This window comes from Sphingobium sp. AntQ-1 (assembly GCF_028538045.1).
Lineage (GTDB): Bacteria > Pseudomonadota > Alphaproteobacteria > Sphingomonadales > Sphingomonadaceae > Sphingobium > Sphingobium cupriresistens.
This window is the reverse complement of sequence record NZ_CP117158.1, coordinates 1,602,307-1,628,698: the sequence shown is the minus strand read 5'-3', so window position 1 is coordinate 1,628,698 and position 26,392 is coordinate 1,602,307. Positions and strand designations below refer to the sequence as shown.

28 protein-coding genes and 1 tRNA gene are annotated in these 26,392 nt (G+C 65.4%); 7 read left to right on the top strand and 22 right to left on the bottom strand.

The window, feature by feature from the left end:
* Positions 1-10 precede the first annotated feature (10 nt).
* The 9 genes from sphantq_RS08095 to sphantq_RS08055 form a co-directional block, all read right to left on the bottom strand.
* The gene (locus tag sphantq_RS08095; RefSeq protein WP_272799985.1) at positions 11-565 is read right to left on the bottom strand and encodes a demethoxyubiquinone hydroxylase family protein; all 555 of its coding nucleotides are present in this window, start codon (positions 563-565) and stop codon (positions 11-13) included.
* Positions 562-1,038, bottom strand: a complete 477-nt coding sequence (locus sphantq_RS08090) for a disulfide bond formation protein B (RefSeq protein ID WP_066606575.1) — start codon at positions 1,036-1,038, stop codon at positions 562-564. The genes sphantq_RS08095 and sphantq_RS08090 overlap by 4 nt, the downstream gene beginning before the upstream one ends.
* A 146-nt stretch (positions 1,039-1,184) precedes the next feature.
* The gene (locus sphantq_RS08085) at positions 1,185-2,537 is read right to left on the bottom strand and encodes a S41 family peptidase (protein ID WP_066606572.1); all 1,353 of its coding nucleotides are present in this window, start codon (positions 2,535-2,537) and stop codon (positions 1,185-1,187) included.
* A 103-nt stretch (positions 2,538-2,640) separates the two neighbouring features.
* On the bottom strand, positions 2,641-3,834 hold the full coding sequence (locus sphantq_RS08080; RefSeq protein WP_443021554.1) for a murein hydrolase activator EnvC family protein: 1,194 nt from the start codon (positions 3,832-3,834) through the stop codon (positions 2,641-2,643).
* 178 nt (positions 3,835-4,012) lie between these two features.
* Complete coding sequence (locus sphantq_RS08075) at positions 4,013-4,435, bottom strand: 23S rRNA (pseudouridine(1915)-N(3))-methyltransferase RlmH (RefSeq protein ID WP_272799983.1); 423 nt, start codon at positions 4,433-4,435, stop codon at positions 4,013-4,015.
* A 119-nt stretch (positions 4,436-4,554) separates the two neighbouring features.
* Entirely contained in the window at positions 4,555-4,872 is a 318-nt protein-coding gene (gene rsfS / locus sphantq_RS08070; protein WP_408021514.1) for a ribosome silencing factor, read from the bottom strand.
* Positions 4,873-4,956: 84 nt separating this feature from the next.
* A complete protein-coding gene (locus sphantq_RS08065; RefSeq protein ID WP_272799982.1) occupies positions 4,957-5,586 on the bottom strand; it encodes a nicotinate-nucleotide adenylyltransferase in 630 nt (209 codons plus the stop codon).
* 321 nt (positions 5,587-5,907) lie between these two features.
* Positions 5,908-7,386, bottom strand: coding sequence for a DNA recombination protein RmuC (gene rmuC, locus sphantq_RS08060; RefSeq protein WP_272799981.1), 1,479 nt, complete (start codon positions 7,384-7,386; stop codon positions 5,908-5,910).
* A gap of 128 nt (positions 7,387-7,514) precedes the next feature.
* A complete protein-coding gene (locus tag sphantq_RS08055; protein WP_272799980.1) occupies positions 7,515-8,498 on the bottom strand; it encodes a GlxA family transcriptional regulator in 984 nt (327 codons plus the stop codon).
* A gap of 129 nt (positions 8,499-8,627) precedes the next feature.
* Here sphantq_RS08055 and sphantq_RS08050 point away from each other — a divergent pair, with 129 nt between their 5' ends.
* The 3 genes from sphantq_RS08050 (at position 8,628) to sphantq_RS08040 (ending at position 10,891) form a co-directional block, all read left to right on the top strand.
* The gene (locus tag sphantq_RS08050; protein WP_272799979.1) at positions 8,628-9,458 is read left to right on the top strand and encodes an alpha/beta fold hydrolase; all 831 of its coding nucleotides are present in this window, start codon (positions 8,628-8,630) and stop codon (positions 9,456-9,458) included.
* An 85-nt stretch (positions 9,459-9,543) separates the two neighbouring features.
* Entirely contained in the window at positions 9,544-10,320 is a 777-nt protein-coding gene (locus sphantq_RS08045; RefSeq protein WP_272799978.1) for an SDR family NAD(P)-dependent oxidoreductase, read from the top strand.
* A gap of 58 nt (positions 10,321-10,378) precedes the next feature.
* Complete coding sequence (locus sphantq_RS08040; protein ID WP_272799977.1) at positions 10,379-10,891, top strand: hypothetical protein; 513 nt, start codon at positions 10,379-10,381, stop codon at positions 10,889-10,891.
* Here the strand turns inward: sphantq_RS08040 and sphantq_RS08035 are convergent.
* The 9 genes from sphantq_RS08035 to rpsM form a co-directional block, all read right to left on the bottom strand.
* Positions 10,846-12,018, bottom strand: a complete 1,173-nt coding sequence (locus tag sphantq_RS08035) for an aminotransferase (protein ID WP_272799976.1) — start codon at positions 12,016-12,018, stop codon at positions 10,846-10,848. The genes sphantq_RS08040 and sphantq_RS08035 overlap by 46 nt on opposite strands.
* Before the next feature lie 78 nt (positions 12,019-12,096).
* On the bottom strand, positions 12,097-13,656 hold the full coding sequence (guaA, locus tag sphantq_RS08030) for a glutamine-hydrolyzing GMP synthase (RefSeq protein ID WP_272799975.1): 1,560 nt from the start codon (positions 13,654-13,656) through the stop codon (positions 12,097-12,099).
* Between the two features lie 43 nt (positions 13,657-13,699).
* Complete coding sequence (locus sphantq_RS08025; RefSeq protein WP_129926772.1) at positions 13,700-14,950, bottom strand: TCR/Tet family MFS transporter; 1,251 nt, start codon at positions 14,948-14,950, stop codon at positions 13,700-13,702.
* Between the two features lie 47 nt (positions 14,951-14,997).
* A complete protein-coding gene (locus sphantq_RS08020) occupies positions 14,998-15,624 on the bottom strand; it encodes a hypothetical protein (protein ID WP_201785529.1) in 627 nt (208 codons plus the stop codon).
* Between the two features lie 64 nt (positions 15,625-15,688).
* Positions 15,689-17,884 carry a prolyl oligopeptidase family serine peptidase gene (locus tag sphantq_RS08015; RefSeq protein WP_129926773.1) on the bottom strand — a complete coding sequence of 732 codons (2,196 nt, stop codon included), beginning with the start codon at positions 17,882-17,884 and terminating at the stop codon, positions 15,689-15,691.
* Positions 17,885-17,985: 101 nt separating this feature from the next.
* Positions 17,986-18,408 (bottom strand): 50S ribosomal protein L17, encoded by a 423-nt coding sequence (rplQ, locus tag sphantq_RS08010; protein ID WP_066606534.1) that lies wholly within the window; start codon positions 18,406-18,408, stop codon positions 17,986-17,988.
* 176 nt (positions 18,409-18,584) lie between these two features.
* Positions 18,585-19,646: a DNA-directed RNA polymerase subunit alpha gene (locus sphantq_RS08005; RefSeq protein ID WP_272799974.1), complete on the bottom strand. Its 1,062-nt coding sequence runs from the start codon at positions 19,644-19,646 to the stop codon at positions 18,585-18,587.
* A gap of 118 nt (positions 19,647-19,764) precedes the next feature.
* Positions 19,765-20,154: a 30S ribosomal protein S11 gene (gene rpsK, locus sphantq_RS08000; protein WP_004208752.1), complete on the bottom strand. Its 390-nt coding sequence runs from the start codon at positions 20,152-20,154 to the stop codon at positions 19,765-19,767.
* Positions 20,155-20,265: 111 nt separating this feature from the next.
* Positions 20,266-20,634, bottom strand: a complete 369-nt coding sequence (gene rpsM, locus sphantq_RS07995) for a 30S ribosomal protein S13 (protein ID WP_066606530.1) — start codon at positions 20,632-20,634, stop codon at positions 20,266-20,268.
* A 279-nt stretch (positions 20,635-20,913) separates the two neighbouring features.
* Here rpsM and sphantq_RS07990 point away from each other — a divergent pair, with 279 nt between their 5' ends.
* Complete coding sequence (locus sphantq_RS07990; RefSeq protein ID WP_066606528.1) at positions 20,914-21,495, top strand: hypothetical protein; 582 nt, start codon at positions 20,914-20,916, stop codon at positions 21,493-21,495.
* A gap of 454 nt (positions 21,496-21,949) precedes the next feature.
* On the opposite strand, the gene sphantq_RS07985 is transcribed toward sphantq_RS07990, so the two are convergent.
* From sphantq_RS07985 to sphantq_RS07970, 4 genes are all read right to left on the bottom strand, one after another.
* Positions 21,950-22,219 carry a 3TM-type holin gene (locus sphantq_RS07985; RefSeq protein ID WP_066606526.1) on the bottom strand — a complete coding sequence of 90 codons (270 nt, stop codon included), beginning with the start codon at positions 22,217-22,219 and terminating at the stop codon, positions 21,950-21,952.
* A gap of 11 nt (positions 22,220-22,230) precedes the next feature.
* Positions 22,231-22,770 (bottom strand): glycoside hydrolase family 108 protein, encoded by a 540-nt coding sequence (locus tag sphantq_RS07980; RefSeq protein WP_066607444.1) that lies wholly within the window; start codon positions 22,768-22,770, stop codon positions 22,231-22,233.
* A gap of 85 nt (positions 22,771-22,855) precedes the next feature.
* Positions 22,856-23,131 carry a hypothetical protein gene (locus sphantq_RS07975; protein WP_129926774.1) on the bottom strand — a complete coding sequence of 92 codons (276 nt, stop codon included), beginning with the start codon at positions 23,129-23,131 and terminating at the stop codon, positions 22,856-22,858.
* A 24-nt stretch (positions 23,132-23,155) separates the two neighbouring features.
* Positions 23,156-23,232 (bottom strand) — tRNA-Pro (locus sphantq_RS07970).
* A 185-nt stretch (positions 23,233-23,417) separates the two neighbouring features.
* On the opposite strand from sphantq_RS07970, the gene yajC reads away from it, so the two are divergent.
* The 3 genes from yajC to secF are packed head-to-tail and all read left to right on the top strand — an operon-like array spanning position 23,418 to position 26,371.
* Positions 23,418-23,753: a preprotein translocase subunit YajC gene (gene yajC, locus sphantq_RS07965; protein WP_066606525.1), complete on the top strand. Its 336-nt coding sequence runs from the start codon at positions 23,418-23,420 to the stop codon at positions 23,751-23,753.
* Between the two features lie 8 nt (positions 23,754-23,761).
* On the top strand, positions 23,762-25,360 hold the full coding sequence (gene secD, locus sphantq_RS07960; protein ID WP_272799973.1) for a protein translocase subunit SecD: 1,599 nt from the start codon (positions 23,762-23,764) through the stop codon (positions 25,358-25,360).
* A 21-nt stretch (positions 25,361-25,381) separates the two neighbouring features.
* Positions 25,382-26,371, top strand: coding sequence for a protein translocase subunit SecF (gene secF, locus sphantq_RS07955; protein ID WP_066606520.1), 990 nt, complete (start codon positions 25,382-25,384; stop codon positions 26,369-26,371).
* Positions 26,372-26,392: the final 21 nt, after the last annotated feature.

The window sequence follows — 26,392 nt, the reverse complement described above, 5'->3', positions numbered from 1 at the left end:
TCCGTCCTTATCAGAGGCGCTTGGAAAGCGCGATGGCGGCCCGGCATCCCAAACGAATGGCGCCCGACAAAAGGGGGTAGGCGGGTGCTTGTTCGGCGCCATGCGCGAGCGCCGCGTCGCGATGCTCGACCTCCTCCGCCTGGAAATCCGCAATGGCGGTGGAGAGTTCCGGATCGCTGTCGCCCAATTGCGCCAACTGTTCGGCATAATGGCGGTCGATTTCGGTTTCGATCGCCGCGGTGCAGGCCATCGCGGCCTTTGGTCCCATTGCCGCGGTCACCGCGCCCAGCGCGAAGCCGGCCGCGCTCCAGATCGGCGCGAGCGCCGTCGGGCGGACGCCGCGCCGGGCGATCATCGCGTCGAAGGCGGCGCGATGCCGTTCCTCCTGCGCCGCCATGCCAGCGATCAGCCGGCCATAGGGATGGCGATCACCCATCACTGCCAGTTGCCCGGCATAGATGCTCACCGCGCCGAACTCGCCAGCCTGATCGACCCGCACCATGGCGGCGCGATCGGAATCGGACAGGCTCCTGCCGGGGCGTGGAAAATCCTTGGGCGCGGTCATGCTTTTCTCGCTTTAAGCAACAGCGCCAAGATGGCGAGCGCGGCGGCCCCGGACAAGAGGCCGTTATAGCCGGCGAGCGAAATGCCGAGGAGATCCCAGGGCGCGACGTCGCAGCGGACGATCGGGGTCGCCCAAATCTGGTTGAGCAGGTCCGCCCCGCCGGCCGGGGTGGTGGAGCAGGTGGTCAACCCTTCCCACCAGCCATATTCGACCCCGGCATGGAACAGGCCGATCAGCCCGCTAATGCCGATGGCGAGGCCGGCCAGCCCCGCGAACAGCGCGCTGACGCAGGCGCGGCTGCGCAGCGCATAGGCGATCAGCGCCAGCGGGATGGCGGCCATATGCGGGTAACGCTGCCACCAGCACATCTCACAGGGGTGCAGGCCGCCAATATATTGGGAGGCATAGGCCCCGCCCAATAACAGGACCGGGGTCAGCAGGGCGATGGTGCGGGCAAGCGGGATGCTCTTCATAACGCCCGCTTAAAGCCTTGGCTTGCTTTCGTCATGCTGAACTTGATGGTCTGGACGCATCATGGCGTGTTCCCGCGCAGGCGGGCATCCAGTTCGGACGGTGGGACTGGGTTTCCGCCTGCGCGGGAACACGCTGTTGATAGCCGTTATTTCGCCCCCGGCTTGCGCGCGGCGACCTGCGCCTGGGCGATGGTCGCGCCGGGCGTGCTGGCGAGGCGCGCGATCGTCTTGAGCGCATAGTCGAGCTGGAAATCCTCGATGCCCTTCTTCTTCAGCTCCTCGGCCGACAAAGCGAAGCGCGGATCGTCCTTCGTGTCCTCCTCCAGCGCCTTGTCGTCGGTCTTGATCTCGTTGATCAGATGACGGCGCAGGTCGCTCTCGCGGAATTTCGGACGATTTTTGTAATCGGGATCGGATAGCTGCGGCACGCGGATGTCGGGCTGGATGCCGCCTTCCTGCACGCTGCGCCCCGACGGCGTGTAATAGCGCGCCGTCGTCAGCTTGAGCGCGGTCGTGTTCGACAGCGGCAGCATGGTCTGGACGCTGCCCTTGCCGAAGCTGCGTTCGCCCATCACCAGCGCGCGATGCTGGTCCTGCAACGCGCCGGCCACGATTTCGGAAGCCGAGGCGGACCCCGCATCGACCAGCACGATCACCGGCAGGCCCTTGGCGTCGTCGCCGGGCTTGGCGTAATAGCGTTCGACGTCGCCCTTCGCCCGGCCGCGTTGCGACACGATCTCACCGCGTTCCAGGAAGGCGTCGCTGACCGTCACCGCTTCGTCCAGAAGGCCGCCGGGGTTGGAGCGCAGGTCGAGGACATAGCCGGTGGGCTTGTGGCCCAGCGACTTGTCGATGCTGCGGATCGCGGACCGCACGTCCGCCCCGGTATTGGCCGAGAAGCTGACGATGTTGATGACGCCGATATTGTTCTTCACCTCCCATTTCACGGGCTTCAACTGAATGATTTCGCGCGTCAGGGTCAGTTCGATCGGCTTGTCGCGGCCCGCCCGCACGATCGTCAGCTTGAGCGCCGTGCCGGGTGCGCCGCGCATCTTGTCGACCGCCTCGTCCAGCGTGCCGCCATAGATGAGCTGCCCGTCGATATGGGTGATATAGTCGCCCGCCTTGATTCCCGCGCGCCAGGCCGGGGTATCCTGCGTCGGCGCGATCACCTTGACCGCGCCATCCTCCTGCGTGACCGAGAGGCCGAGGCCACCATAGCTGCCCTCGGTCTGGGTGCGCAGATTCTGGAAATCGCGCGCGTCGAGGAAATTGCTATGCGGATCGAGGCTGGCGAGCATCCCGTCTATCGCGCCCTTGATCAGCTTTTCGTCATCGACCTTTTCGACATAGTCGCTGCGGACCTTCTGGAACACGTCCATAAATTCGTCGAGCGCCTTGTAGCTCGACGCCTCCCCGTCGGCGAGGGCTGCGGTGGTGGCAGGGATGAGCGCAAGCGCCCCAAGCGCGACGGCGCCCTGGAGGAAGGTGGATTTCATGGCTTTCCTAGATTCCGGCATCTGATCCCCGATATAGGCCGATTCGCGTGCCAACGCAAAAGCGCGCTTCGATGAATGTCGCGCAGGGTCGATGAGCGTCGGCTTAACCGAGCCCCACCAGCGGCACGATATCGACCGGGCGGCCGTTGCGGCGCAGTTCGACGGTGATGTTGGGGCGTTCCGCGCCGGTGATGCCGACCGGGTCGCCCTGGCGCACGCTATCGCCGACCTGGGCGGTGACGCGGTGCAGGCCGGTGATGAGCGTGGTCCAGCCTTGGCCGTGGTCGATGATGAGGATCTGGCCATAGTCGCGATAGGGGCCGGCGAAGGCGACGCGGCCGGCGGTGGGGGCGATCGCCTGGGCGTCCGGTTGCGTGACCAGGGTCAGGCCGCGCGAGCGGACGCCGCCGTCATTGACTTCGCCCATGCCGGTGACGAGCTGGCCGATCACCGGCAGGCGATAGGGGGGCGGGCCGCCGACCGAGGCGGTACGTTCGGGCGCGGCGGCGCCGGCCTGGTCGGGGCGGGCGGGACGCAGCAGCGGGCCGGACAGCGCGGCCAGCCGATCGCGCAGGTCGCCCGCGTCCTCCAGCCGGTCCATCAGATCGACAATGTCGCGCGCCCGTTCGCCCAGCGCCAGCGCCCGTTCGCCTTCCATGCCCGCATTGGCGCCATAGTCGCGGGCGGCGACCCGCTTTTGCGCTTCGAGCGCAGCCAATGCTGTCTGGCGGTCCTTGCGGTCGGCCTGCGCCTTGCCCAGCGCGTCGGCGGCCTGCCCTGCGGTGGCGCGCAGGGCGCGGCTCTTGTCCAGTTCCAGGCGCAGGCCGGCGGTGCGTTGTTCGATCACCGGCAGCACCTGCCCCAGCACTGCGCGCATATGGACCGCGTCGCCGACCGATCCGGGCTGGACCAGCGCCAGCGCCAACGGACGGCGCGCCATCATTTGCAGCGCGGCGGTGAGGCGGACGACCGGCTCCTGCTTGGCCGCAAGGCGGCTGGCCTGGGCGCGCTGCATCCGGTTGATGATGGCGATGCGGGCCTGTGCGGCCTGAACGTCGGCTTCGGCCTGCTGGATGCGGGCGGCGACCGCGGCGGCGCGGCGGCGCGCCTGTTCGGCTTCGTCGCGGGCGAGGCTGGCCTGCTGTTCCAGCCGGGCGGAACGGTCGCGCGCCTCGTCCGACTGGCGGCGGGCGGCTTTGAGCGCCTGCTGTTCCTGCGCCATTGTGGTGCCGGCGGTGCCGGACAGGATGATCGCGCTGTCGTTGGCGGCGGGCAGGCGCGTGGCGGCCAGGGCCATCAGGCCCGCCACTGTGCTTGCGATGAGGAGATTGCGCTTCACCCGTTATCCCGACCCATGTCGTCTCTGACTAGGCGGAAATCCGTCCGGGTTCTAGCGGCGAACGACCTTCTCCGCTCTTTCTTTTGTTGGTCGCATTCTGCGAGGCGTCGGCTGCGCCAGCCGACTTCAGAATGCTTCAGCCTTCGCGGTGATAGGGGTGGTTGGCAAGGATGGAACAGGCGCGCCAGAGCTGTTCCGCCAGCATCGCGCGGGCCATCATATGCGGCCAGGTCATCGCGCCAAAGGCGATCAGCAGGTCCGCATTGTCCCGGTCGGCATCATCGAAGCCGTCCGCCGCGCCGATCAGCAAGCGACATTCGCGGGTGCCCGTGTCACGCCAGCCCTCAATCCGTCGGGCGAAGTCCATGGAGGAGAGCTGCTTGCCCTTTTCGTCCAGCATGACCGTGACGGTGCCGGGCGCGACCGGGGGCAGCTTGCCGCCCCGATCCGGCATTTCGGTGATCTTGTGCGGCATGGTCAGCCGCTTAACATAGCGGTCGACCAGGTCGGCTTCGGGCGAGCGCCCGATCTTGCCGCGCGCGATGATGTGGAGGAGCACACTCTACTCCGTTCGTGCTGAGTAGGGGCGAAGCCCCGTAAGCACCCGCGTGACCCTTCGATACGCCGCTTCGACTTCGCTCAGCGGCTACTCAGGACGAACGGAGACTTCCTTAAAGTTCAGGCGTTGCCCGCGACCGGTGCGTCGACGAAGCCCCACATCCGTTCCAGATTGTAGAAGCTGCGCACTTCCGGCTTGAACAGATGGACGATCACGTCGCCCGCGTCGATCAGCACCCAGTCGGCGACCGGCAGCCCTTCGACCCGTGCGGAACGGCCGGTTTCCTTCTTGATCCGTTCAGCCAGATGCTGGGCGATCGCGGCGACCTGACGCGATGAACGGCCGCTGGCGATAACCATATAATCGGCGATGCTGCTCTTGCCTTCCAGCGGGATGGAAATGGTTTCCTGGGCCTGGTCGTCGTCGAGCGATTGCATGACGAGGGCGTGCAGGGCGGCCACGGAATCGGCGGCAAAGGCCGGATCGTTGGCAGAGGCGAGGTTAGACAATGAAACTCCAATCTAGATGACGTACCGACGCGTGAGCGGATCGCGCGCACACGTTGCTTCATATTCGCGATGCCAGAGGGGGTCCGCCTGCCGCAGCAGGGTTGCCGATCTTGGATGAGGGCGAAAGCGCAATAGCACGAGCGCCGGTGGTCTCCAATTCGTCCAGTCTGCACCCTGGCGCGCGGACCGGACGAAGCGCCGCAGCCAGCTCATAGCCGCAGAGCCACGAGCGGCATCATCATAGCCCGGACGGGCGATAACAGCAATGGGCATTTGCCGGGCGATGCCGCGCCAGTCGCGCCATTGACTAAATTGCGCCAGATTATCCGCGCCCATCAGCCAGATGAAGCGGTTTTTGGGGTAGCGGCGGGCGAGGGCGCGGAGCGTATCGATGGTGTAGCGGGTGCGTAACTGGCGCTCGATCGCGGTCGGGCGAATCGGGGCGCGGCGAGCGACGGTGCGGGCATGGGCGAGGCGGGCGGCGAGCGGGGCCATGCCCTTGGCGGGCTTTAGCGGGTTGCCGGGGGAGACGAGCCACCAGATTTCGTCCAGGTCCAGCGCTTCCCTGGCGAAGAGCGAGATGGCGCGATGGCCGCCATGGGCCGGATTGAAGGAACCGCCGAGCAGGCCGATGCGTGTCATGATCCCGCCATGCCAGCGCGGCGACAGGGCCGCAATGGGGGCGATCGGCGGATCGGCGTCAGCGGCCGCCGAAAGCGGGCCTGCGCGTCCGTCGATAGGGAATCCGGTCCAGCTTCGCCATCAGGTCGGCGAAAGGATTATCCAGCGCCGTTCGGCTGTCGCGCGGGGGAGGATCATCCCTTGCCTTGTCCGGGCGCCGCAGCGGGCGGCGCGTCAATAATGACTTCCACATGGTTCATCTCCGACCTGCGATCCTGGTTGAGTCGGATCGCTTATGGGAAAGAGACGCAGCAAAACCGGGCTGGTTCCTCTATTTGTTCGTTACGCTGCCGGCAGGACGCGCGCCTCGTCGGTCTGGGCGTCGCGCGCCAGCACGTCGAGCGGCTCCATCGCCTCGATCTCCTTGCCGCCGGTTTCGATGTCGAGATCGCGGAACTTGCGGCCGGTCGAGAGGACGCGGCTTTCGAAGCTGCCGATGAAATTATTATAGTTGGACACGGCGCTGTTGAGGCCGGAGCCGAGGCGCTTCAAATGGGTCGCGGCGACGGCGAGGCGCTCGTACAGTTCCTTGCCGAGTTGGCCGACCTGCTGCGCCTGTTCCTGCATCTTGGCCTGGCGCCAGTGGCCCGCCAAGGTGCGGGCGAGGGGCAGGAAGGTGGCGGGGCCGCAGATGATGACGCGATTCTTGGCCGCGCGTTCCCACAGGTCCATGTCGGCCTCCAGCGCGGCGGTGACGAAATTGTCGCCGGGGACATACATGATGACGAAGTCGGGCGCCTTGTCGAATTGCTCCCAATAGGCCTTGCGCCCCAGCGCGTCGGCATGGGTGCGCATGGCGCGGGCATGGTCGAGCATATGGGCGTCGCGCAACGCGGGATCGACCTGATCGACGGCGTTCAAATAGGCGACCAGCGAGCATTTGACGTCGACCACCATCTGCTGGTCGCCGGGCAGGTTGATGACGAAATCGGGCCGCATTCTGCCGTCCTCGACCGCGACCGACACTTCTTCCTTGAAATCGACGAAGGGGGAGAGGCCGGCGGTTTCGATGAGGTTCTTGAACTGTTGCTCGCCCCAGCGGCCGCGGGTCTTGGGCGCGGCGCGCAGGGCGTTGACCAGCTTGGCGGTTTCCTCACGCACCTGTCCCTGGCCCAGATGGACCTGCTGCACCGCCTCGCGCAGTTCGGCATAGCTGCCGACCCGGTCCTTTTCGACGCGGGCGAGGCCCTCCTCATAGCGTTTGAGCGTGGTTTCGACCGGATTGAGCAGGGTCTTGAGCTGGGCCTCGCTCTTCTCGTTCGCCTGGGCGAAACGCTGGTCGGCGCGGGTCAGGAACTGGGTCTGGGCGGATTCGAGCAACTTGCCGCCGATTTCGCTGAACTGGGCGGAGAGCTGTTCCTTGGCGTCCCGGAGCGCAGCGATCTGCTGCTCGAAGGCCTGTGTGCGGGCCTGTGTATCGGACTTCAATCCGGCCAGTTCGCGCAGCGCGGCTTCGCGTTCGGCCTGGATGGACTCGATACGCTGGGCGGCGGCGGCCTGGATGGATTCGCGCTGTTGGTCGGCGACGACCTGCGCGGTTTCGAGCCGGGCGATGCGGGTTTCGGCCTGGGCGACGCGCTCCTTTTCCACCGCCAGTTCGGCGATGGCGCCGTTGCGCTGGGTGGTGGCGAGGTCGAGCCTGGCGGCGAGATCGGCTTTTTCCGCCGCCAGCGGGGCCATGGACCGGGCGCTGAGCAGCCAGCCGACCGCAAGACCAATCAGCAGGGCGACGAGAATGAAGAGGGCGGCCAGGCTGTTCATGAAATTTCCCTGATAAGAACGAAAAGGGAACTTAACGGGGAGCGGGGAAAGCCGCAAGTCTGAGACAGCGAGTGCGACAATTGAATCGCCATCCGCAAATTTAGATAGTTAGCTAACTATCGAAAAATTCAGGCCGCCTGCGTGCTTGGTGCGGCGAAGCGGGCGCGATAGTCGCCGGGCGACAGGCCAACAAGGCGGTGGAATAATTTGCGGAAGGCGGCGGCGTCTTCATAGCCGACGCTCCAGGCGATCTGGTCGATCGTGCGCTTCGTAAACTCCAGATGTTCGCGCGCCTTTGCGACGCGCAGATGCTGGACATATTCGATCGGCGTCATGGCGGTCGCCGCCTTGAAACGACGCTGGAAGGTGCGTTCCTCCATACCGACCTGCGCCGCCATGTCGCCGACGCTGACGGCTTTGGCTTCCCGCGCGGCGAGCCAGTGCTGGGCCTTCAATATCGGTTCGTCGCCATGGGTCATGCGGGGCATGAAGCGGGCGAAATGCTTCTGTTCGCGCCCCGCGCTGTCGATCAGCAGGAATTTGGCGGTGTCGAGCATCACCGTCGGGCCGAGCAGGCGGTCGACCAGTCGCAGGCCAAGGTCGGTCCAGGCCATCAGGCCGCCCGCGGTGATGATGTCGCCATCGTCGATGACGATGCGGTCGCAATCCAGTTTGACGTCGGGGAAGCGCCCCCGAAATGGGTCGGCGAACCACCAGTGCGTCGTCGCCGGGCGGCCGCTGAGCAGGCCGGTCGCCGCCAGCAGGAACGCGCCGCCGCAGTTGGAGGCAAGGGTGGCGCCCGCGGCGTGGCGATCGAGCAGCCAGCGGGCGTAGGGCGCGGCTTCCTCCGCATCGGGAATGCCCGACAGGCGGCCGGGGACGAGCCAGATGTCGGGCGTGCCGGTGTGGCCTTCATGCGTGTCCTGGCTGCGGGCGCAGCCGCCGTCCACCTGCATCTGCCAATGGCTGACGCGGAGTGGCGGGCCGCCATGTTGCCGTGAAAACTGCCCGGCGATGGCGATCAGGTCGGTCATGCCATGGACCATCGCCTGCTGGCAGTCGCGATAGAGGAGGATGCCGATTTCGGCCCTGGGGGTCTGCGTCGCGTCCATGGGGCAGCCTTTGTCGGAATCGGCCCGCTTAATGTCGGGACCGCCAATCCCGATCCTCCGTCATTGCCTCTAAAACTGCAAGCACAGGGCGAGACAGACGCTCTTCCAGACACAGAAGGGATTTTCATCATGCGCAATTTCGTCACCACCAGGGACGGCACCCGCCTCTTTTACAAGGATTGGGGGCCGCGCGACGGCCAGCCGATCGTCTTTTCCCATGGCTGGCCGCTGAGCGCCGACGCCTGGGACGCGCAGATGGTGTTCTTCGCCAACCATGGCTTTCGCACCATCGCCCATGACCGCCGCAGCCATGGCCGGTCGGATCAGGTGTGGGACAACAACAATATGGACCAATATGCCGACGATCTGGCCGATGTGATCGCGGCGCTGGATTTGCATGACGTGATTCTGGTCGGCCATTCGACCGGCGGCGGCGAAGTCACCCGTTATGTCGGCCGCCATGGCACCAGCCGGGTCGCCAAGCTGGCGCTGATCGGCGCGGTGCCGCCGCTGATGCTGAAGACCGAGGCCAATCCGGGCGGGCTGCCGATCGATGTGTTCGACGGTATCCGCAAGGGCACGTTCGACAATCGCAGCCAGTTCTTCAAGGATCTGACCATCCCCTTCTACGGCTATAACCGCGCAGGCGCGGTGGTGTCCGAGGGCATCAGGGACGATTTCGTGCGGCAGGGGATGATGGGCGGGTTGAAGGGCCAGCTCGACAGCATCCGCGCCTTTTCCGAGAGCGATTTCCATGCGGACCTGGCCAAGGTCGATGTGCCCACGCTCGTCCTGCATGGCGATGACGACCAGATCGTGCCGATCGGCGCGTCCGCGCTCTCTACCGTGAAGATCGTTACGCAGGCGGTACTGATCGTGTATGAAGGCGCCGATCATGGACTGACGGTCACGCATCAGGATCGGTTCAATGCCGACCTGCTCGATTTCATCAACGGCTGACAATCAAGCGCCTTACCCCGGTTCGCGTGCGTGCCTCGACAGGCTCAGCACGAACGGGGAGGCTGCGAATCGAAGGAGACTTCCCATGACCAATGAAACCATCCTCATCACCGGCGCGTCGGACGGCATCGGCGCGGTCTATGCCGGTCGTTTCGCCAAGCGTGGCGCCAACCTGATCCTGGTCGCCCGGCGGGCGGACAAGTTGGAGGCGCTGGCTGTCCAACTGCGCCAGACCGGCGTGCGCGTCGAGGTGATCGCCGCCGATCTGGCCAAGGCGGATGACCTGGCCCGGATTGAGGCGCGGTTGCGCGACGACGACGCCATCACCGGCCTGATCAACAATGCTGGAATTGCGGGCGAGCAGGGCTTTGTCGAGACGGACCCGGATTACCTCACCGGGATGATCGCCCTCAACATAGTGGCGGTGACGCGGCTGTCGCGCGCGATCGCGCCGCGGCTGGCGGCCAAGGGCGCGGGGACGCTGATCAACATCACGTCGGTCACCGCGCTGATGCCCGACGGCTTCACCGCGGTCTATCCGGCGAGCAAGGCCTATGTCCTGGCCTTTACCGAGGCGTTGCAGGTCGAACTGGGCACCAAGGGCGTGAAGGTGCAGGCGGTGCTGCCGGGGATCACCCGGACGGCGATCTGGACCGACGAGCAGATCGCAGGCATCCCGGCCGAGATGGTGATGGATGTCGAGGTGATGGTCGACGCCGCGCTGGCGGGACTGGACATGGGCGAGCCGATCACCATTCCGGCATTGCCGGACCGGGGCGACCTAGACGCCTATCTGGCGGCGCGGGGGGCGTTGCGGCCGGGCCTGTCGCGCAAGGATGCGGCGGCGCGGTATCGCGTTTAACTTGCTCCGTCATTCCCGCGAAGGCGGGGATGACGGGAATTTTCCTAGGAGAAACATCATGATCCTCGGTTTTTCCATTCCCGCCTTCATCGCGCTGCATGTCGCGATCAGCCTGGTCGGTATCCTTGCCGGGATTTTAGCTTTGGTGGCGCAGGCGAAGGGGCGGTTCCTGCCCGGCGCGCAGGCGGTCTTCCTGGGCACGACGCTGCTGACCAGCCTGACCGGCTTCCTCTTTCCCTTTCGCGGCTTCACCCCGGCGATCGGGGTTGGCATCGTCTCGACCTTGGTGTTGATCGTCGCTTTGGTGGCGCTTTATGGCCTCAAGCTGCGCGGCCGGGCGCGGGTCGTCTACGCGGTGAGCGCGACCGCGGCGTTGTGGCTCAACCTGTTCGTGCTGGTGGTGCAGAGCTTCCTCAAGGTGCCCTTGCTCAACGCCTTCGCGCCGACCGGGACGGAATCGCCCTTCCTGGCGGCGCAGGGGTTGCTGCTGATCGCGATGCTGATCCTGGTCGCGGCGATCGTCCGTCAGCCGAGCGTCGCGCGGAAGGCGGCGAGCCGTTCGATCGCCTGATCCAATGTCTGGTCCGTCTTCGAAAAGCAGAGGCGGACCAGATGAGTGACCGGGTCGGCCGGATAAAAGGCGCTGATCGGGATCGCCGCCACGCCCGCTTCGTCGATGATGCGGTTGCAGAAAGCGACGTCGTCCAGCGCGATGCCCGACGCGGGCAGATCGATCGACAGGAACCAGGTCGCGGCGCTGGGCTGGACGACATAGCCCGCCACGGTCAGCCCCGCCGCCAGCCGGTCGCGCGAGGCCTGATAGGCGGCGCGCTGCTCGGAGAACCAGGCGTCGGGATAGGCAAGCCCCTCCGCCACCGCCCATTGCAGGCCGGGCGGGGTGGTGAAGGTCAGGAACTGGTGGGCGCGGGCGAGCAGGGTGGCGATGGGCGGCGCGGCGCACATCCAGCCGACCTTCCAGCCGGTGACGGAGAAGATCTTGCCCGCCGACCCGATCTTCACCGTGCGGTCGCGCATCCCCGGAAAGGCGATCAGCGGGCGGTGCGGGATGCCGTCATAAACGGTCTGTTCCCAGACTTCGTCGCAGATGGCGATGAGGTCGTGGGCGACGCAGAGGTCGGCCAGCAGCGCCAGTTCCGCGTCGCGCAGGACGATGCCGGTGGGGTTCACCGGATTGTTCATCAGCAGGATGCGGGTGCGCGGCGTGATCGCTGCGCTCAGCGCTTCGCGCGTGACGCGCCAGTCGGGCGGGGTCAGCGTCACGACCTTCGCCACGCCGCCGACGCGCTCGACCAATGGCAGATAGGCGTCGTAGAGCGGGGCCAGCATCAGCACTTCGTCGCCCGGCTTCACCAAGGCCAGCAGGCTTGCGGCGATCGCCTCGGTCGCGCCAGAGGTGACGATCACCTCCTGCGGGCTGAGATCGCATTGCTGGTGACGGGCATAATGGTCGGCGATCGCGCTGCGCAGTTCGGGCAGGCCAGCCATCGGCGGATATTGGCTGGATTTGGTGAGCAGCGCGTCGGCGGCAGCCTGCAACACGGCGCGGGGACCGGGGCCTTCGGGAAAGCCCTGGCCCAGGTTGATCGCGCCGGTTTCGCGGGCGCGGGCGGACATATGTTCGAAAATGGTGGTCGGCATGTCCCGATAGACGGGGTGGCCGAGGAGGGCGCTGGTCATATCAGTCTCCACCGCTGCGGCCGCTTGCGCGGCCGAATAAACCGGATGGCCGTCCCCCGAACGGCCGTTGATCCCGGTTTATTCCCACTCGATGGTCCCCGGCGGCTTCGAGGTGTAGTCGTACACCACGCGGTTGATGCCCTTGACCTCGTTGATGATGCGGGTCGCGACGCGGCTGAGGAAGGCGGCGTCGAAGGGATAGATGTCGGCGGTCATGCCGTCGGTGGAGGTCACGGCGCGCACGGCGCAGACGCTGTCATAGGTGCGCAGGTCGCCCATGACACCGACGGTGCGGACCGGGAGCAGTACGGCGAAGGCCTGCCAGATCGCGTCGTACAGCCCTGCGTTGCGGATTTCCTCCAGATAGATGAAGTCCGCCTTGCGGAGAATGTCGCAGCGTTCCTTGGTCACTTCGCCGGGGATGCGGATGGCGAGGCCGGGGCCGGGGAAGGGATGGCGGCCGACGAAAATGTCGGGCAGGCCCAGTTCCTTGCCCAGCACGCGGACTTCGTCCTTGAACAGTTCGCGTAAAGGTTCGACCAGCTTCATGTTCATGCGTTCGGGCAGGCCGCCGACATTATGGTGCGACTTGATCGTGACCGAAGGGCCGCCGGTGAAGCTGACCGATTCGATGACGTCGGGATAGAGCGTGCCCTGCGCGAGGAAATCGGCGCCGCCGACCTTGGCGGCTTCCTCCTCGAAGACCTTGATGAATTCGCCGCCGATGAACTTGCGCTTCTTTTCCGGGTCGGTGAGGCCGGCAAGGCCGCCCAGGAAGCGGTCTTCCGCGTTCACATGGACCAGCTTGATGCCATAATGTTCGCGGAACAGGCTGACCACCTGTTCGGCCTCGCCCAGACGCATCAGGCCATGATCGACGAATACGCAGGTGAGCTGATCGCCGATCGCTTCGTGGATCAGGACCGCGGCGACCGCGCTGTCGACGCCGCCGGACAGGCCGCAGATCACCCGGCCTTCGCCCACTTGCGCGCGGATTTCGGCGATCTTGGCCGCGCGAAATTCGGCCATGGTCCAGTCACCGGCCAGGCCGCAGACATGGCGGACGAAATTGGCGAGCAATTTGGCGCCGTCGGGGGTGTGGACGACTTCGGGGTGGAACTGGGTGGCGTAGAAGCGCTTGGCTTCGTTGGCGGTGACGGCATAGGGCGCGCCCTCGCTGGTCGCGACGACTTCGAAGCCGGGAGCGAGGGTCGTGACCTTGTCGCCATGGCTCATCCAGACCTGATGCTTGTCGCCGGTGGTCCACAGGCCATCGAACAGGGCGCACGGCTTCTTCACTTCGATGAAGGCGCGGCCGAACTCGCCGCTCTCGCCGCCTTCGACATTGCCGCCGAGCTGCTGCATCATCGTCTGCTGGCCGTAGCAGATGCCAAGGATAGGGATGCCCGCGTCGAAGAGGGCTTGCGGGGCGCGGGGGCTGTCTTCCCACATGACCGAGGAGGGGCCGCCCGACAGAATGATGCCCTTGGGCTGCATCCGCGCGAAGGCTTCGGCGGCGGTGTTGAAGGGGGCGATTTCGGAATAGACGCCGGCTTCGCGTACGCGCCGGGCGATGAGCTGGGTCACCTGGCTGCCGAAGTCCACGATAAGGATGGAATCCTGAAGGGGCAGCGTCATCGAATCGCCTTTATGTCGAGCGTGGGAAGGGATTCGCGCCCGGTTAGTCGCCCGGCCCCGATATGTCCAGTTGCGGCTTGAACTGCTGCCCGGCGCGCCAGCCGATGAGCGCGGCGAAGGCCAGTACGGCGGCGGCGATGAGGAAGGCGCTGCCGATGAAGGGCAGGGGCGGGCGGGGGCCGACCGACAGCGAGTAGATGGCGCCAAAGAAGAGCGGCGAGATGATGCCGGCGATCGCGCCGACGCTGTTGTTCGCGCCCTGCAACTGCCCCTGTTCGGATTCGGAGACGTGGCGGGTCATCAGCGACTGGAGCGTCGGCATAGCGAGGCCCCAGAGCGCGTTGGGGAACATGGCGGCGACGAACAGCCAGCCGGTGGACGCGAGGCCCATGGACGCAATGCCGATGGCGCCGAAGCAAAGGCCCACGACCATGGTGGCGCGGTCGCCCAGGCGCTTGACCACCGGGCCTACAGCCAAGCCCTGCACCCCCATGTCCAGCAAGCCGACCAGCGCCAGCAGCCCGCCCACCTGCCATGCGCCCCAGCCATAGCGGTCGCCAGCATAGAGGACAAAGATGGCGGAGAAGATATGATGGGCGAAATAGAGGAGGAAATTGCCGACGGCGAGGCTGGAGAGTTCCGGGTGCGAGCGGAGCAGCTTCAATGCGCCGAAGGGGTTGGCGCGGCGCCAGCTGAACGCCATGCGCTTTGCCGGGGCGAGTGATTCGGGCAGGACGAAGCAGCCATAAAGGAAGGCGAGGCCGGACAGGGCGGCAGCGGCCCAGAAGGGCGCGCGCAGCGAAATTTCGCCCAGCAGGCCGCCGATCAGCGGGCCGGCGACGAAGCCCGCGCTGAACGCCGCGCCGATCAGGCCATAGCCCCTGGCGCGATCCTGTGGCGGGGTGATGTCGGCCATATAGGCGAAGGTGGAGGTGAAGCTGGACGAGGTGACGCCCGCCAGGATGCGGCCCAATGCCAGCCACCAGAGATTGGGCGCGAGCGCCATCAGCACGAAGTCGAGCGCGAGGCCCGCGACCGAGATCAGGATCACCGGGCGGCGGCCGAAACGGTCGGACAGCGAGCCGATGAGCGGCGAACAGACGAACTGCATCCCGGCCCAGAGGGCGACGAACAGGCCGTTCCACATGCCCGCCGCCGCATCCGAGCCGGACAGGATTTCGATCAATTGCGGCAGGACCGGGATGACGATCCCCATCGACATGACGTCGAGCAGCGCCGTGATGAGGATGAAGGCGATCGCGGCGGTGCGACGGGGCATAAACGGGGCGGTCATGGCGGTTGGCCTAACCGGCCATGACCGCCCTGCCAAGCGGATGCGTGTTACTGTGCTGCAAGATCGCGGCTGATGTATACGTTCGCCACGCGGCCGTTTTTCATGGCGCAGGTGAAGCGGCGCGAGACACCGTCATTGGCGCGGTAGCTGGCGCGGGTTTCGACATAGCCGTCGATATTATAACCGTCCGCCGTGGCGAGGGGCGTTTCCATGTGGCGGACTTCGGCATAGCCGCCTTCGCGGTCCTGCGCTTCGTCGCGCGCGGCCATGGCGCAGGCGTCTGTCATGCCGTCGTCCTGCGCGGCGACATCGGAAAAGTCCGCGTCGTCGCGCGCAGGCGTATCGTTGCGGATGTCCGTGCCATAGTCGGTGCCGGTGCGGGGCGGCGGCGCATCATATGTCCCGCCGGTGTTCGGGTCGCGGACCTGCTTGTTCCTGTTCACGGAGGAGGCGACGACCGCGACCGCGCCAAGAATGGCGGCGACGCCGATCGCGTCGCCCAGGCCAAAGCCGTCGCCGCGGCGATGATGCCGGTTCCAGCCGCCAGGACCGCCGCCATTCCAGCCCCGGTCATAGCCATAACGCGGACGAGCTTCTGCGGCGCTGACGCTGCCCAGCAGCAGTCCCGCGCTCACCAGCGCTCCGGTCATCCAGCGTGTCTTGGTCCCGATCATGCCTGCGTCTCCATGCGATGGACGGGGATATAGCGGCGGTCGGCTGTCGCGCGGCTGAATAAAATTACTGCGGCTTGGCCTTGATCTGCAATCCGGTGAAATAGGCCGCGAAGCCGTAGCTGTCGGCATATTCGTCGATCAGCTTATCCACTGGCTTGCCCGATCCATGGCCCGCCCGGTTTTCGACGCGCAGCAGGCGGGGGCGGGCGCCCAGGTCCGCGGCCTGGAGCGCGGCGGCATATTTGAAACTATGGGCGGGAACGACGCGATCGTCGGTGTCCGCGGTGGTCACCAATATCGCGGGATAATCCTTTCCGCCCAATATGTTGTGATAGGGCGAATAGCCATAAAGCAGGGGGAAATCGGCCGCCTTGTCGGGCGATCCATAATCGTCGATCCAGTAGCGGCCCGCGGTGAAGCGGTCGAAGCGCAGCATGTCCATGACGCCGACGGCGGGCAGCGCGGCGGCGAACAGGTCCGGGCGCTGGTTGACCACGGCGCCGACGAGCAGCCCGCCGTTCGATCGGCCCTCGATCGCGAGGCCGTTCTGGGGGGTGAAGCCGTTGGCTTTCAGATATTCGGCCGCGGCGATGAAATCGTCGAAGACATTCTGTTTGTTCGCGCCGCGCCCGGCATCGTGCCACGCCTTCCCATATTCCCCGCCGCCGCGCAGATTGGCGATGGCATAGGCGCCGCCCTGTTCCAGCCAGGCCATGCGGGTCGCCGAATAGCCGGGCGTGAGGCTGATGTTGAAGCCGCCATAGCCGTAGAGGATGGTCGGCGCGGCGATCGCGCGATCGGCCAGCGCCTTCTTGCGCAGGATCGTCATCGGGATCAGCGTGCCGTCCTTCGACGGGTAGAGGCGCTGTTCGATGCCGAAATCACGGGGGTCGAAGGGCAGGTCGGGCTGGGCGAAGATCTGGCTTTGCAGGCTGGCCGTGTCGAAGCGGTAGATGCTGGACGGGGTGACGAAGCCGGAGAAGCTGAAGAAGGTTTCGGGGTCGCCCTCCCGCCCGCCAAAGCCCGCTGCGGTGCCAAAGCCCGGCAGCGGCACGTCGGTCACCTTGCGCCCGTCCAGATCGACCAGTTCGGCGACCGTCTGGGCGTCGCTCATATAGGCCAGGATCATGCGGTTGCCGACCAGCGATCCGCCCGCCAGCGTTTCGGGCCGTTCGCGGACCAGTTCACGCGGTCCCCGGCGCGGCCGCGATGCGTCGAGCGTCACCACCCGCATGTGGGGCGCGCGGTCGTCGGTCAGGAAGAAGAGGGTCGTGCCCTTGCTGCCGATCAGCCGCCAGTCCTGCGCCGGTCCCTTGACCAGCAGGCGGGGCTTGATCGGGCCGCCGGTGAGTTCGGCGACATGGAGTTCGCGGCGGGGGTCTATGCCCTGAAAGGAGCTGATGATCAGCCAGCGGCCGTCGCCGGTCACCTGGGCCTGATGGCTGAGGGCGGGCCGGTCGGGCGTGGCGTAGACGAGTTGATCCTGCGCCTGACGGGTGCCGATGCGGTGATAATAGAGTTGCTGGTCTTCGTTGGCGGAGCGGAAGGCCTGACCCTCCTGGGGCGCGGCGAAGCGGGAGTAGAAAAAGCCCTCTGCCCGGCCGTCCCAGGCGATCTGGGAGAATTTCACCCATTCGACCCGGTCGTCCAGCATTTTGCCGGTATCGACGTCGAGCAGTTTGAGCGTGCGCCAGTCGCTGCCGGCCTCCTGCACCGCGAAGGCGAGGGTGCGGCCGTCGGGGGAGGGGGTCCATTCGGCCAGCGCGCTCGCGCCGTCCTTCGCCCAGTCATTGGGGTCGAGCAGCAGGCGTTGCGGGCCGGACAGCCCGTCGCGGACATAGAGCGGGGTCTGGTTCTCCAGTCCCTTGTTATAGCCATAGAAATAGCGGCCGCCCGCCTTGCGCGGCACGGTGTAGCGCCCGTGCGAGAGCAACGCCCGCATCCGGCCCTTGAGCGCTTCGCGGCCGGGCAGGTCGTCGAGATAACGGCGGGTGAGGGCATTTTCCCGCCCCACCCAGTCGCGCACCGCAGGGTCGGCCCGCAGGTCGTTTTCCAGCCAGCGATAGGGATCGGCGACCTTCACGCCGAAATGATCCTCGACCAGGTCCAGCCGTTTCGTGATCGGATAGCGCAGCACGCCGGCTTCCGTGCGCCCGCCCGCATCGATGGCGGCGGCTTCCGGGGTCGCGCCGTCCGGTTCCGCCAGGACGGGATTGGCCGCCAGCAACAGCGGCAGCAGGATCAGGGCAGCGGCGCGCATCCTCTCTTTTCGACTCTTTTCCAAACGACAACAGGCCGTGGCTCCTAGAGAGCCACGGCCTGTTGGTAAAGCGCCAGTCCCTTAATCCGGGACTGGTCGGATCAGGCTTCTTCCAGCTCGTCGTCCGCGCTGAAGACCGGACCGCTGTCCTGGCCCTTGGCGCTGACGTCGCGGTCGACCAGTTCGATGATCGCCATCGGCGCCGCGTCGGACGCGCGGAAACCGGCCTTGATCACGCGGGTATAGCCGCCGTTGCGGTCCTTGTAGCGCTCGGCCAGGACTTCGAACAGCTTGACCAGCTGCGCATCGTCCTTCAGCCGGGCGTCGGCCAGGCGACGGTTGGACAGGCCACCCTTTTTGGCGAGGGTGATCAGCTTTTCGACGTAGGGGCGCAGCGCCTTCGCCTTGACCGCGCCGGTCATGATCTGCTCATGCTTGATGAGCGAGGCGGCCAGGTTGCGCAGAAGCGCATTACGATGGCCGGTGGCGCGTTGCAGCTTACGCTGACCCATTTTGTGACGCATGTTGCATTCCTTCGTTCGTTAAGGGACCGTGTGAGGTATCCCAGACCAGGCGGCGAATAAGGGGCGCCGCCCAAAACCCCGATAAACCAGCATCCGTTCGCTTCGAGCGTGGCGAGAAGCGTCTTGCGCGCGCTTCCCGCTTCTCGACTTCGCTCGAAACGAACGGCAGTCTGGCTTTAACCCAGCAGCTCCTGTTCGAGCTTCTTGGCCATTTCCTCGATATTCTCCGGCGGCCAGCCAGGGATGTCCATGCCCAGGCGCAGGCCCATGGACGACAGCACTTCCTTGATTTCGTTCAGCGACTTGCGGCCGAAATTGGGGGTGCGCAGCATCTCGGCTTCGGTCTTCTGGACCAGATCGCCGATATAGATGATGTTGTCGTTCTTGAGGCAGTTGGCCGAGCGGACCGACAGTTCCAGTTCGTCCACCTTCTTGAGAAGATAGCGGTTGATCTGGTTGGTGTCGCTTTCGCCTTCCGAAGCCGTAGCGGCGGTGTGACCCGCAGCAGGCGCAGCGGCGGGCAGCGCGTCTTCGAAGTGGACGAACAGCTGGAGCTGGTCCTGCAGGATACGGGCGGCGTAGGCCACCGCGTCTTCCGGCGTGACGGTGCCATCGGTTTCGATGGTCAGCGACAGCTTGTCATAGTCCAGTTCCTGGCCGACGCGGGTATTGTCCACCTTGTAGGCGACCTGACGGACCGGCGAGTAGAGCGCATCGATCGGAATGAGGCCGATAGGGGCGTCCGCCGGGCGGTTGGCGACGGCGGGGACATAACCCTTGCCGATGTCAGCCGTCAGTTCCATGTTGAGCGTTGCGCCCTGGTCCAGATGGCAGATGACCAGTTCGGGGTTCATCACTTCGATGTCGCCCACGACGCTGATATCGCCCGCCTTCACCACGGCCGGGCCCGTGGCGGACAGCTGCAGCCGCTTGGGGCCTTCGCCTTCCATGCGGAGCGCGACCTGCTTGATATTGAGGACGATGTCGGTCACGTCTTCGCGGACGCCGGCGAGCGACGAGAATTCATGCAGGACGTTCTCGATCTTGATCGAGGTGACCGCCGCGCCCTGGAGCGAGGAAAGAAGAACCCGCCGCAACGCATTGCCGAGCGTCAGGCCGAAACCACGCTCAAGCGGTTCGGCGACGAAGGTCGCCTTGCGCTTGCCGTCGCTGGTCGGCTTGATTTCGAGGGCGTTGGGCTTCTTCAATTCCTGCCAGTTCTTCATGTTGACAGTCATGTAATTCCCCTGGGGATGTGGCCGAAACGCTTATCATCCTGGACCCGACAGGACGTTGCGGCCGATGTAGACGGGTAACGGGCGGCGCGTCCGCCGCCCGCATGTCGTTCAGCCGCTGTTAGACGCGGCGACGCTTGGACGGACGCACGCCATTGTGCGGGATCGGCGTCACGTCGCGGATGGAGGTGATGTGGAAGCCGACGGCCTGCAGCGCGCGCAGAGCCGATTCACGGCCCGAACCGGGGCCTTTGACTTCGACTTCCAAAGTACGGACGCCATGTTCGGCGGCCTTGCGGCCAGCGTCTTCGGCGCACACCTGAGCGGCGTACGGCGTGGACTTGCGGCTGCCCTTGAAGCCCATCATGCCGGCCGAGGACCACGAAATCGCGTTGCCCTGGGCGTCGGTGATGGTCACCATGGTGTTGTTGAAGCTGGCGTTGACGTGGGCCACGCCGGCCGAGATGTTCTTGCGTTCGCGGCGCTTAATGCGCTGGGGTTCGCGTGCCATTTTGAGTTCTTCCTACAAAATCTGCTAGGCCTAGGCCGCGCCTTGTCGATGGCTGCCTCCGGCGGAGTAAGGCTGAAAACAGTCCCCCGGACTGTTTTCCCGGCGCCTTACTTACTTCTTCTTGCCAGCGATCGGCTTCGCCTTGCCCTTGCGGGTGCGCGCATTGGTGTGCGTGCGCTGGCCGCGGACCGGCAGGCCCTTGCGATGACGCAGGCCGCGATAGCAGGCCAGATCCATCAGGCGCTTGATGTTCATCGCGGTTTCGCGACGCAGGTCGCCCTCGACGGACAGGTCGGCGTCGATGGTTTCACGAATCTGAAGCACTTCGGCGTCGGACAGGTCCTGCACGCGGCGACTGTGATCGATGCCCAGCTTGTCGGCGATGTCGACGGCGGTCTTGCGACCGATGCCGTGGATGTAGGTCAGCGCGATGATCACGCGCTTGTTGGTCGGGATGTTCACACCCGCAATACGTGCCATGGTAATAGTGTCTCCTGCTCCACAGGGTCGACCGGAGCCGTCCCTATCTCAAAGCGTCCGAGCCGATTTTCCCTGGCCAGGAAAAACGGCCAATTACATAGCCCCAGGACGCAAAAAAGACGGCCAGTGCCAAAAGCACCGCCGCTCGCCACGTTCAGGGGAAGGGGGCCTTTAGCGATTCGGCGGAAAACTGTCAATTGCCATGCGGCCGGACGCAGCGGGTCGGCGGCTCGACCCTTTTCGGGTTGAGCGGGAGCCAAGCGTCCGGCATGGAAGGCTATGCGTCTTATCCCATCCTTCACCGCGCTTGCGCCGTTTTTGATCCTGCTCGGTTCCTGCGTCGGTCCCGGCGCGCAGCGGCCGGTGACGCGGCCCGCGTCTGTACCGGCGCCTGCGTCCGCGCCTGCGCGGCCGTCTCCGGCTGCGCCTGCCCCCGCATCGACGCCGCAGCCCGCGCCGGTCGCGAGCGGCTGGCAATATCGGCCGGTTGCGCCGGGCGGCTGGACCTATCGTGCCGAGGCGGCGGGATCGTCGGCCGCGTTCGGACCCGGCGTTGCCGATGCGCAACTGACGCTGCGCTGCGATCGTGCCAGCCGCCGGGTCAGTCTGGCGCGGGCGGGGGCCGGGGCTGGGCAGGGCGCGCTGATCGTGCGGACCAGCTATGGCGCGGCGAGTTGGCCGGCAACGGTGTCTGCCGGAGCGGCGGGGCAACTGGTCGCCTTCCGCGCGGCGTCCGACGCGGGGCTCGACCAACTGGCCTATAGCCGTGGCAAGATCGCGGTGGAGGCGGCGGGCGCGCCGATGCTGATCGTTCCGGCCTGGGCCGAAATATCGCGCGTCATCGAAGATTGCCGGGGCTGAACCGTTGGACGCGATTCCGGTCGAGGTGCGGACGCGGAAGTATGATTCGAAAAAAGAAAATTACAAGTCTTGATCCTACCTTGCGTCTGATTCAAAGTCCGTCTCGTGGCCGATCAGAGGTTACATCGAAGTCGGCCACGCGGGCTTCAACTAGCGAAAGGAGGTGATCCGATGTCTCATGGTTCAGCATTGGGGTCGGTTCAGTCCATTCGGGAAACGCGCCGCTGAGCGACGCCTTGGCGTCGACCCCTCTCCAGAGACTGTGAGCGCCAATAGACAGGCCATGTCTCTGTGCGGGCGATAGCGCGATATTCCGTTTTCCTTGGGCGGTGCTTCCGGCCGCTGACCATGCACATGATGGGTCGTCGGGTTTCCCCCGACGGCCCCTCTCATGCTTTGCGTGGTCGATAGCATATTGCAGTCCGGGACATAGGCAGGGCTGATACTCAGCCGGTCAGCGCTCCAGCCCCTTCGCCTTGCCCCAGGCGCGCGCGGCGGTGTAGCCCAGATAGCCGGTGCCAAAGAGCGCGTAGAGCGGTTCGGGCAGGGCATCGAGATAGGCGCGCATCCCCGCGATGATCGCCGCCGCCGTGGCCGGATGGACGCCTGCGACCAACCCCATCGGCACCGACCAAAGCAGCAGCGCGTACATGACATAGAGGAAGGCGGGCCGCGCCCGCCGTGCCCACGGGTCGGTGGAATCAGATTCGGTTTCCTGCTGCATCACGGCCTCCTTTAACCGATCCGGTTGGCGAGCCAGCCATAGAGAAAGGCTTCGTTGGCCGGGCGCTGCTCCGCCAGGGCGATATAGCGTTCGCCCTGGAGCGCCTCCATCGCCTTGAGCAGAACCTTGTCGCCGGCCGCGCCGCGCAGCGTGCGGAAGGCGCGTAGAGCAGCGAGCGTCCGTGCGCCGATCGCCCGGTCCACCTTGATGTCGGGATAATCCTGCTGGTTGCGGTTGAGCGCATTGAGCGCCCGCTGGAGGAAGCCGGTCGCGGCGGCGACGCCCATATTGACGCCGGTGTCGAACAATTCGGCGGCGATCGGCCCGCTCATCTCGGCGACGAAGGCATAGCCGGGCCGTTCCCAGTAAATTCGGCGGTAGATGTCCTGGGCCACGCTGCGCGGCATCGCCTGCATATCGCCAGCATAGCCATTGGCGCGAGCGACGCCCAAGGTGATGCCCATATTGGTCGGGCCGCCGCGATCGGCGGGGTGATTGCTATAGCCGCCTTCGCGGGCGATGACCTCTTCGATCAGGTCGTCAATATCCATATTCGCCTCCTTCATAGATGAGGCGAATCATTTATCCCATATGGTTCGTTGTAGGACAGGGGAAATGTGGCCCTGTTCGGAGCGATCAGTCGCGGGGTTTGCGATCATCATCTTTCGATGTGACTTCGATATGGCGCTTCATCCAACGCTGAATATGCGTCAGGCTGAGCCGCAGGAGGATCAGCAGGATGGCGCCAAGCGCGGCGCCGGTCATCATATACATAAGGCTGTTTTCCCGGCACCACGGGCGAGGCCGCAACGCCACCGCCATCGTCGCATGGTGGCGTGACCATGTCGATCGACTGTCGGTCATATAGGCGTGCCGGTCGTAAGGCCCAAATGAAAACGCCGCCTTCTGCATATGCGCAGAAAGCGGCGGCTTTCTTGGTCGGGACGAGAGGATTCGAACCTCCGACCCCCACACCCCCAGTGTGATGCGCTACCAGGCTGCGCTACGTCCCGACCGGAGGGCGCCCAATAGTAGCACAAATGGGAAGTTGCAAGCGCTCAATCGCATCTCTTTGCGCCGACCGCCGCAATCCCTAATCATATTGCCTCTGCGCCCCCATCTGTGTTAGCCGCCCGCCCTTGATCCGTGGACGCCGAGAGGGCGTGCGCGACCGACAGACAATGAGGCAGTCCCACCCATGTTCATTACCCCAGCCTTTGCCCAGACCGCGGGCGGGCAAGCCTCCGGCGCCGGAATCCTGGTGCAGATGGCGCCGCTGGTCCTGATCTTCGTCGTCTTCTATTTCCTGCTGATCCGTCCGCAACAAAAGAAGATGAAGGCGCATAAGGCGAAGATCGACGCCGTGAAGAAGGGCGATCAGGTCATCACCGGCGGCGGCCTGGTCGGCAAGGTGGCGCGCGTGGACGAAATTTACGCCGACATCGAACTGGCGCCGGGCCTGAAGGTCAAGGCGGTCAAGGCGACCCTGACCGAGGTGATCGATCCGACCGCCGCCAAGCCCGCGAACGACTGAGCGCCTTCATGCTGAACTTCTCGCGCTGGGCGGTCTTCGCGATCATCCTGCCTCTGGCGATCGGCGTGTTGTGCGCCGTGCCCAGCTTCCTGCCCGACAGCGTCGTGACGAAACTGCCCGGCTTCATGCAGACGCGCGTCAATCTGGGCCTCGACCTGTCGGGCGGCAGCCATCTGCTGCTGGAAGCGTCGACGCAGGATGTGGCCAAGCAGCGCCTCACCAACATGGAAGAGCAGGTCCGCACCGAATTGCGCCGGGGCGATCCCAGGATCGCGATCGGTGATATTTCGAGCCGCGACGGGAAGCTGAGCTTCATGGTTCGCGAACCTGCCCAGGTCGATGCCGCCGTCGAGCGCATCCGCCCGCTGACGCAGGGCGCGGGCCTGACCGGGCAGCGCGATTTCAATGTCGAGGTGGTCAACAGCTCTACCATCGTCATCACGCCGACCGAGGCGGGCATCAAGAATGCGGTCAAGAGCGCGATGGAGGTTTCGACCGAAGTCATCCGCCGCCGCATCGACGAAATGGGCACGCGCGAACCGACGATCCAGCAGCAGGGCGACAATCGCATCGTCGTGCAGGTGCCGGGGCTGCAAGATCCCAAGGCGCTGAAGGCGCTGCTGGGCCAGACCGCCAAGCTGGAATTCAAGCTGGTCGACACGACCGCCAACCCGTCCGAAGTGGCGCAGGGGCGTGCGCCGGTGGGCAGCGAAGTGCTGCCCTATGTCAACAACCCGTCGGGCGTGCCGTTTATCGCGGTCAAGCGCCAGGTGATGGTGTCGGGCGAGGATCTGACCGACGCGACGCAGGGTTATGACCAGAGCAACCAGGCGATCGTCAACATCCGGTTCAACAGTTCGGGTGGCCGCAAGTTCGGGCAGGTGACGTCGCAGAATGTCAACCGCCCCTTCGCGATCATCCTGGACGGCAAGGTGCTGTCGGCGCCGAACATCAACGAACCGATCCTGGGCGGCAGCGCGCAGGTCAGCGGCAGCTTCACCGTGGAAAGCGCCAACCAGCTCGCCATCGCGCTGCGGTCCGGCAAGCTGCCGGTGAACTTCGTGGTGGTGGAAGAACGCACCGTGGGGCCGGGGCTGGGCGCGGATTCGATCCGGGCGGGCCTGATCGCATCGGTGGTCGCGGTGGTCGCGGTCGCGGTCTTCATGTTCGTAAGCTATGGCCGCTTCGGCATGTATGCGAACCTGGCCGTCGCGATCAACGTGCTGGTCATCCTGGGCGTCATGGGCATATTGGGCGCGACGCTGACGTTGCCCGGCATCGCCGGTTTCGTGCTGACCATCGGCACGGCGGTCGACGCCAACGTGCTGATCTACGAACGCATCCGCGAAGAGCGGCGACGGGGGCGCAATGTCGTGGCGGCGATCGAACATGGTTACAAGGAAGCCAGCCGCACGATCTTCGAGGCGAATGTGACCCACGCCATCGCCGGCGGCATCATGCTCGCGCTGGGGTCGGGGCCAGTCAAGGGCTTCGCCATCGTGCTGCTGATCGGCATCGCGACCAGCGTGTTCACCGCCGTCACCTTCACCCGCATGGTCGTCGCGAACTGGGTGCGCCGCACCCGTCCGACCGACATTCACATTTAAGAGGGGCGGGAGGACACACCCATGAAACTTCTCAAGCTCGTCCCCGACAACACCAATATCGGCTTCGTTGCGATCCGCAAATGGGCCTTTGCCCTGACCGCGCTGCTGACCGTGCTGGCCGTGGGCGCGACCGCGCACAAGGGCCTCAATCTGGGCGTCGACTTCGTCGGCGGCCTGATGATCGAGGCGAAATTCCCGCAGGCGGTGGATACCGACAAGGTGCGCTCCACCATCGGCCGTCTGGGCGTGGGCGAAAGCTCGCTCCAGCAGTTCGGCGACGCCAATACCGTGCAGATTCGCCTGCCATTGCCCGATCAGGGCGGGGCCGGCGCGGCCAATGCTGTGGTGGAAAAGACCCGCCAGGCGATGGTCGCGCAATTCCCCGGCGTCACCTTCTCCCGCTACGACACGGTGTCGGGCAAGGTGTCGGGCGAGCTGATCCAGAATGGCGTGCTGGCGGTCGTGCTGGCGATCCTGGGCATCGCGGTGTTCAGCTGGTTCCGCTACGAATGGCAGTTCGGCGTCTCGACCTTCGTCGCGATCGTCCATGACGTGCTGATGACGCTGGGCTTCTTTGCGATCACCCAGCTCGAATTCGACCTCAACATCATCGCCGCGGTGCTGACGATCGTGGGCTATTCGATCAACGACAAGATGGTGATCGATGACCGTATCCGCGAAAATATGCGCAAATATCGCAAGATGGACATGAAGGCGCTGATCGATCTGTCGGTCAACGAGACCCTTCCCCGGACCGTGATGACGTCCGTCACCATCCTGCTGGCGCTGGGCGCGCTGCTGCTGCTGGGCGGCCATGTGCTGCGCGGCTTCACCGCCGCCATGATGCTGGGCATTATCGTTGGCACCTATTCGTCGGTCTATGTGTCGTCTTCGCTGCTGATTTCGCTGGGTCTGACCCCGCAGACATCGGATAAGAAGGCGGCCAAGAAGGGCGACTATGCCGGCACCGCCGAGCGGGTCGGGCCGCGCGACGATGGGGCCAAGCCCTGAGCGACGCCGGGATCAAGGTTC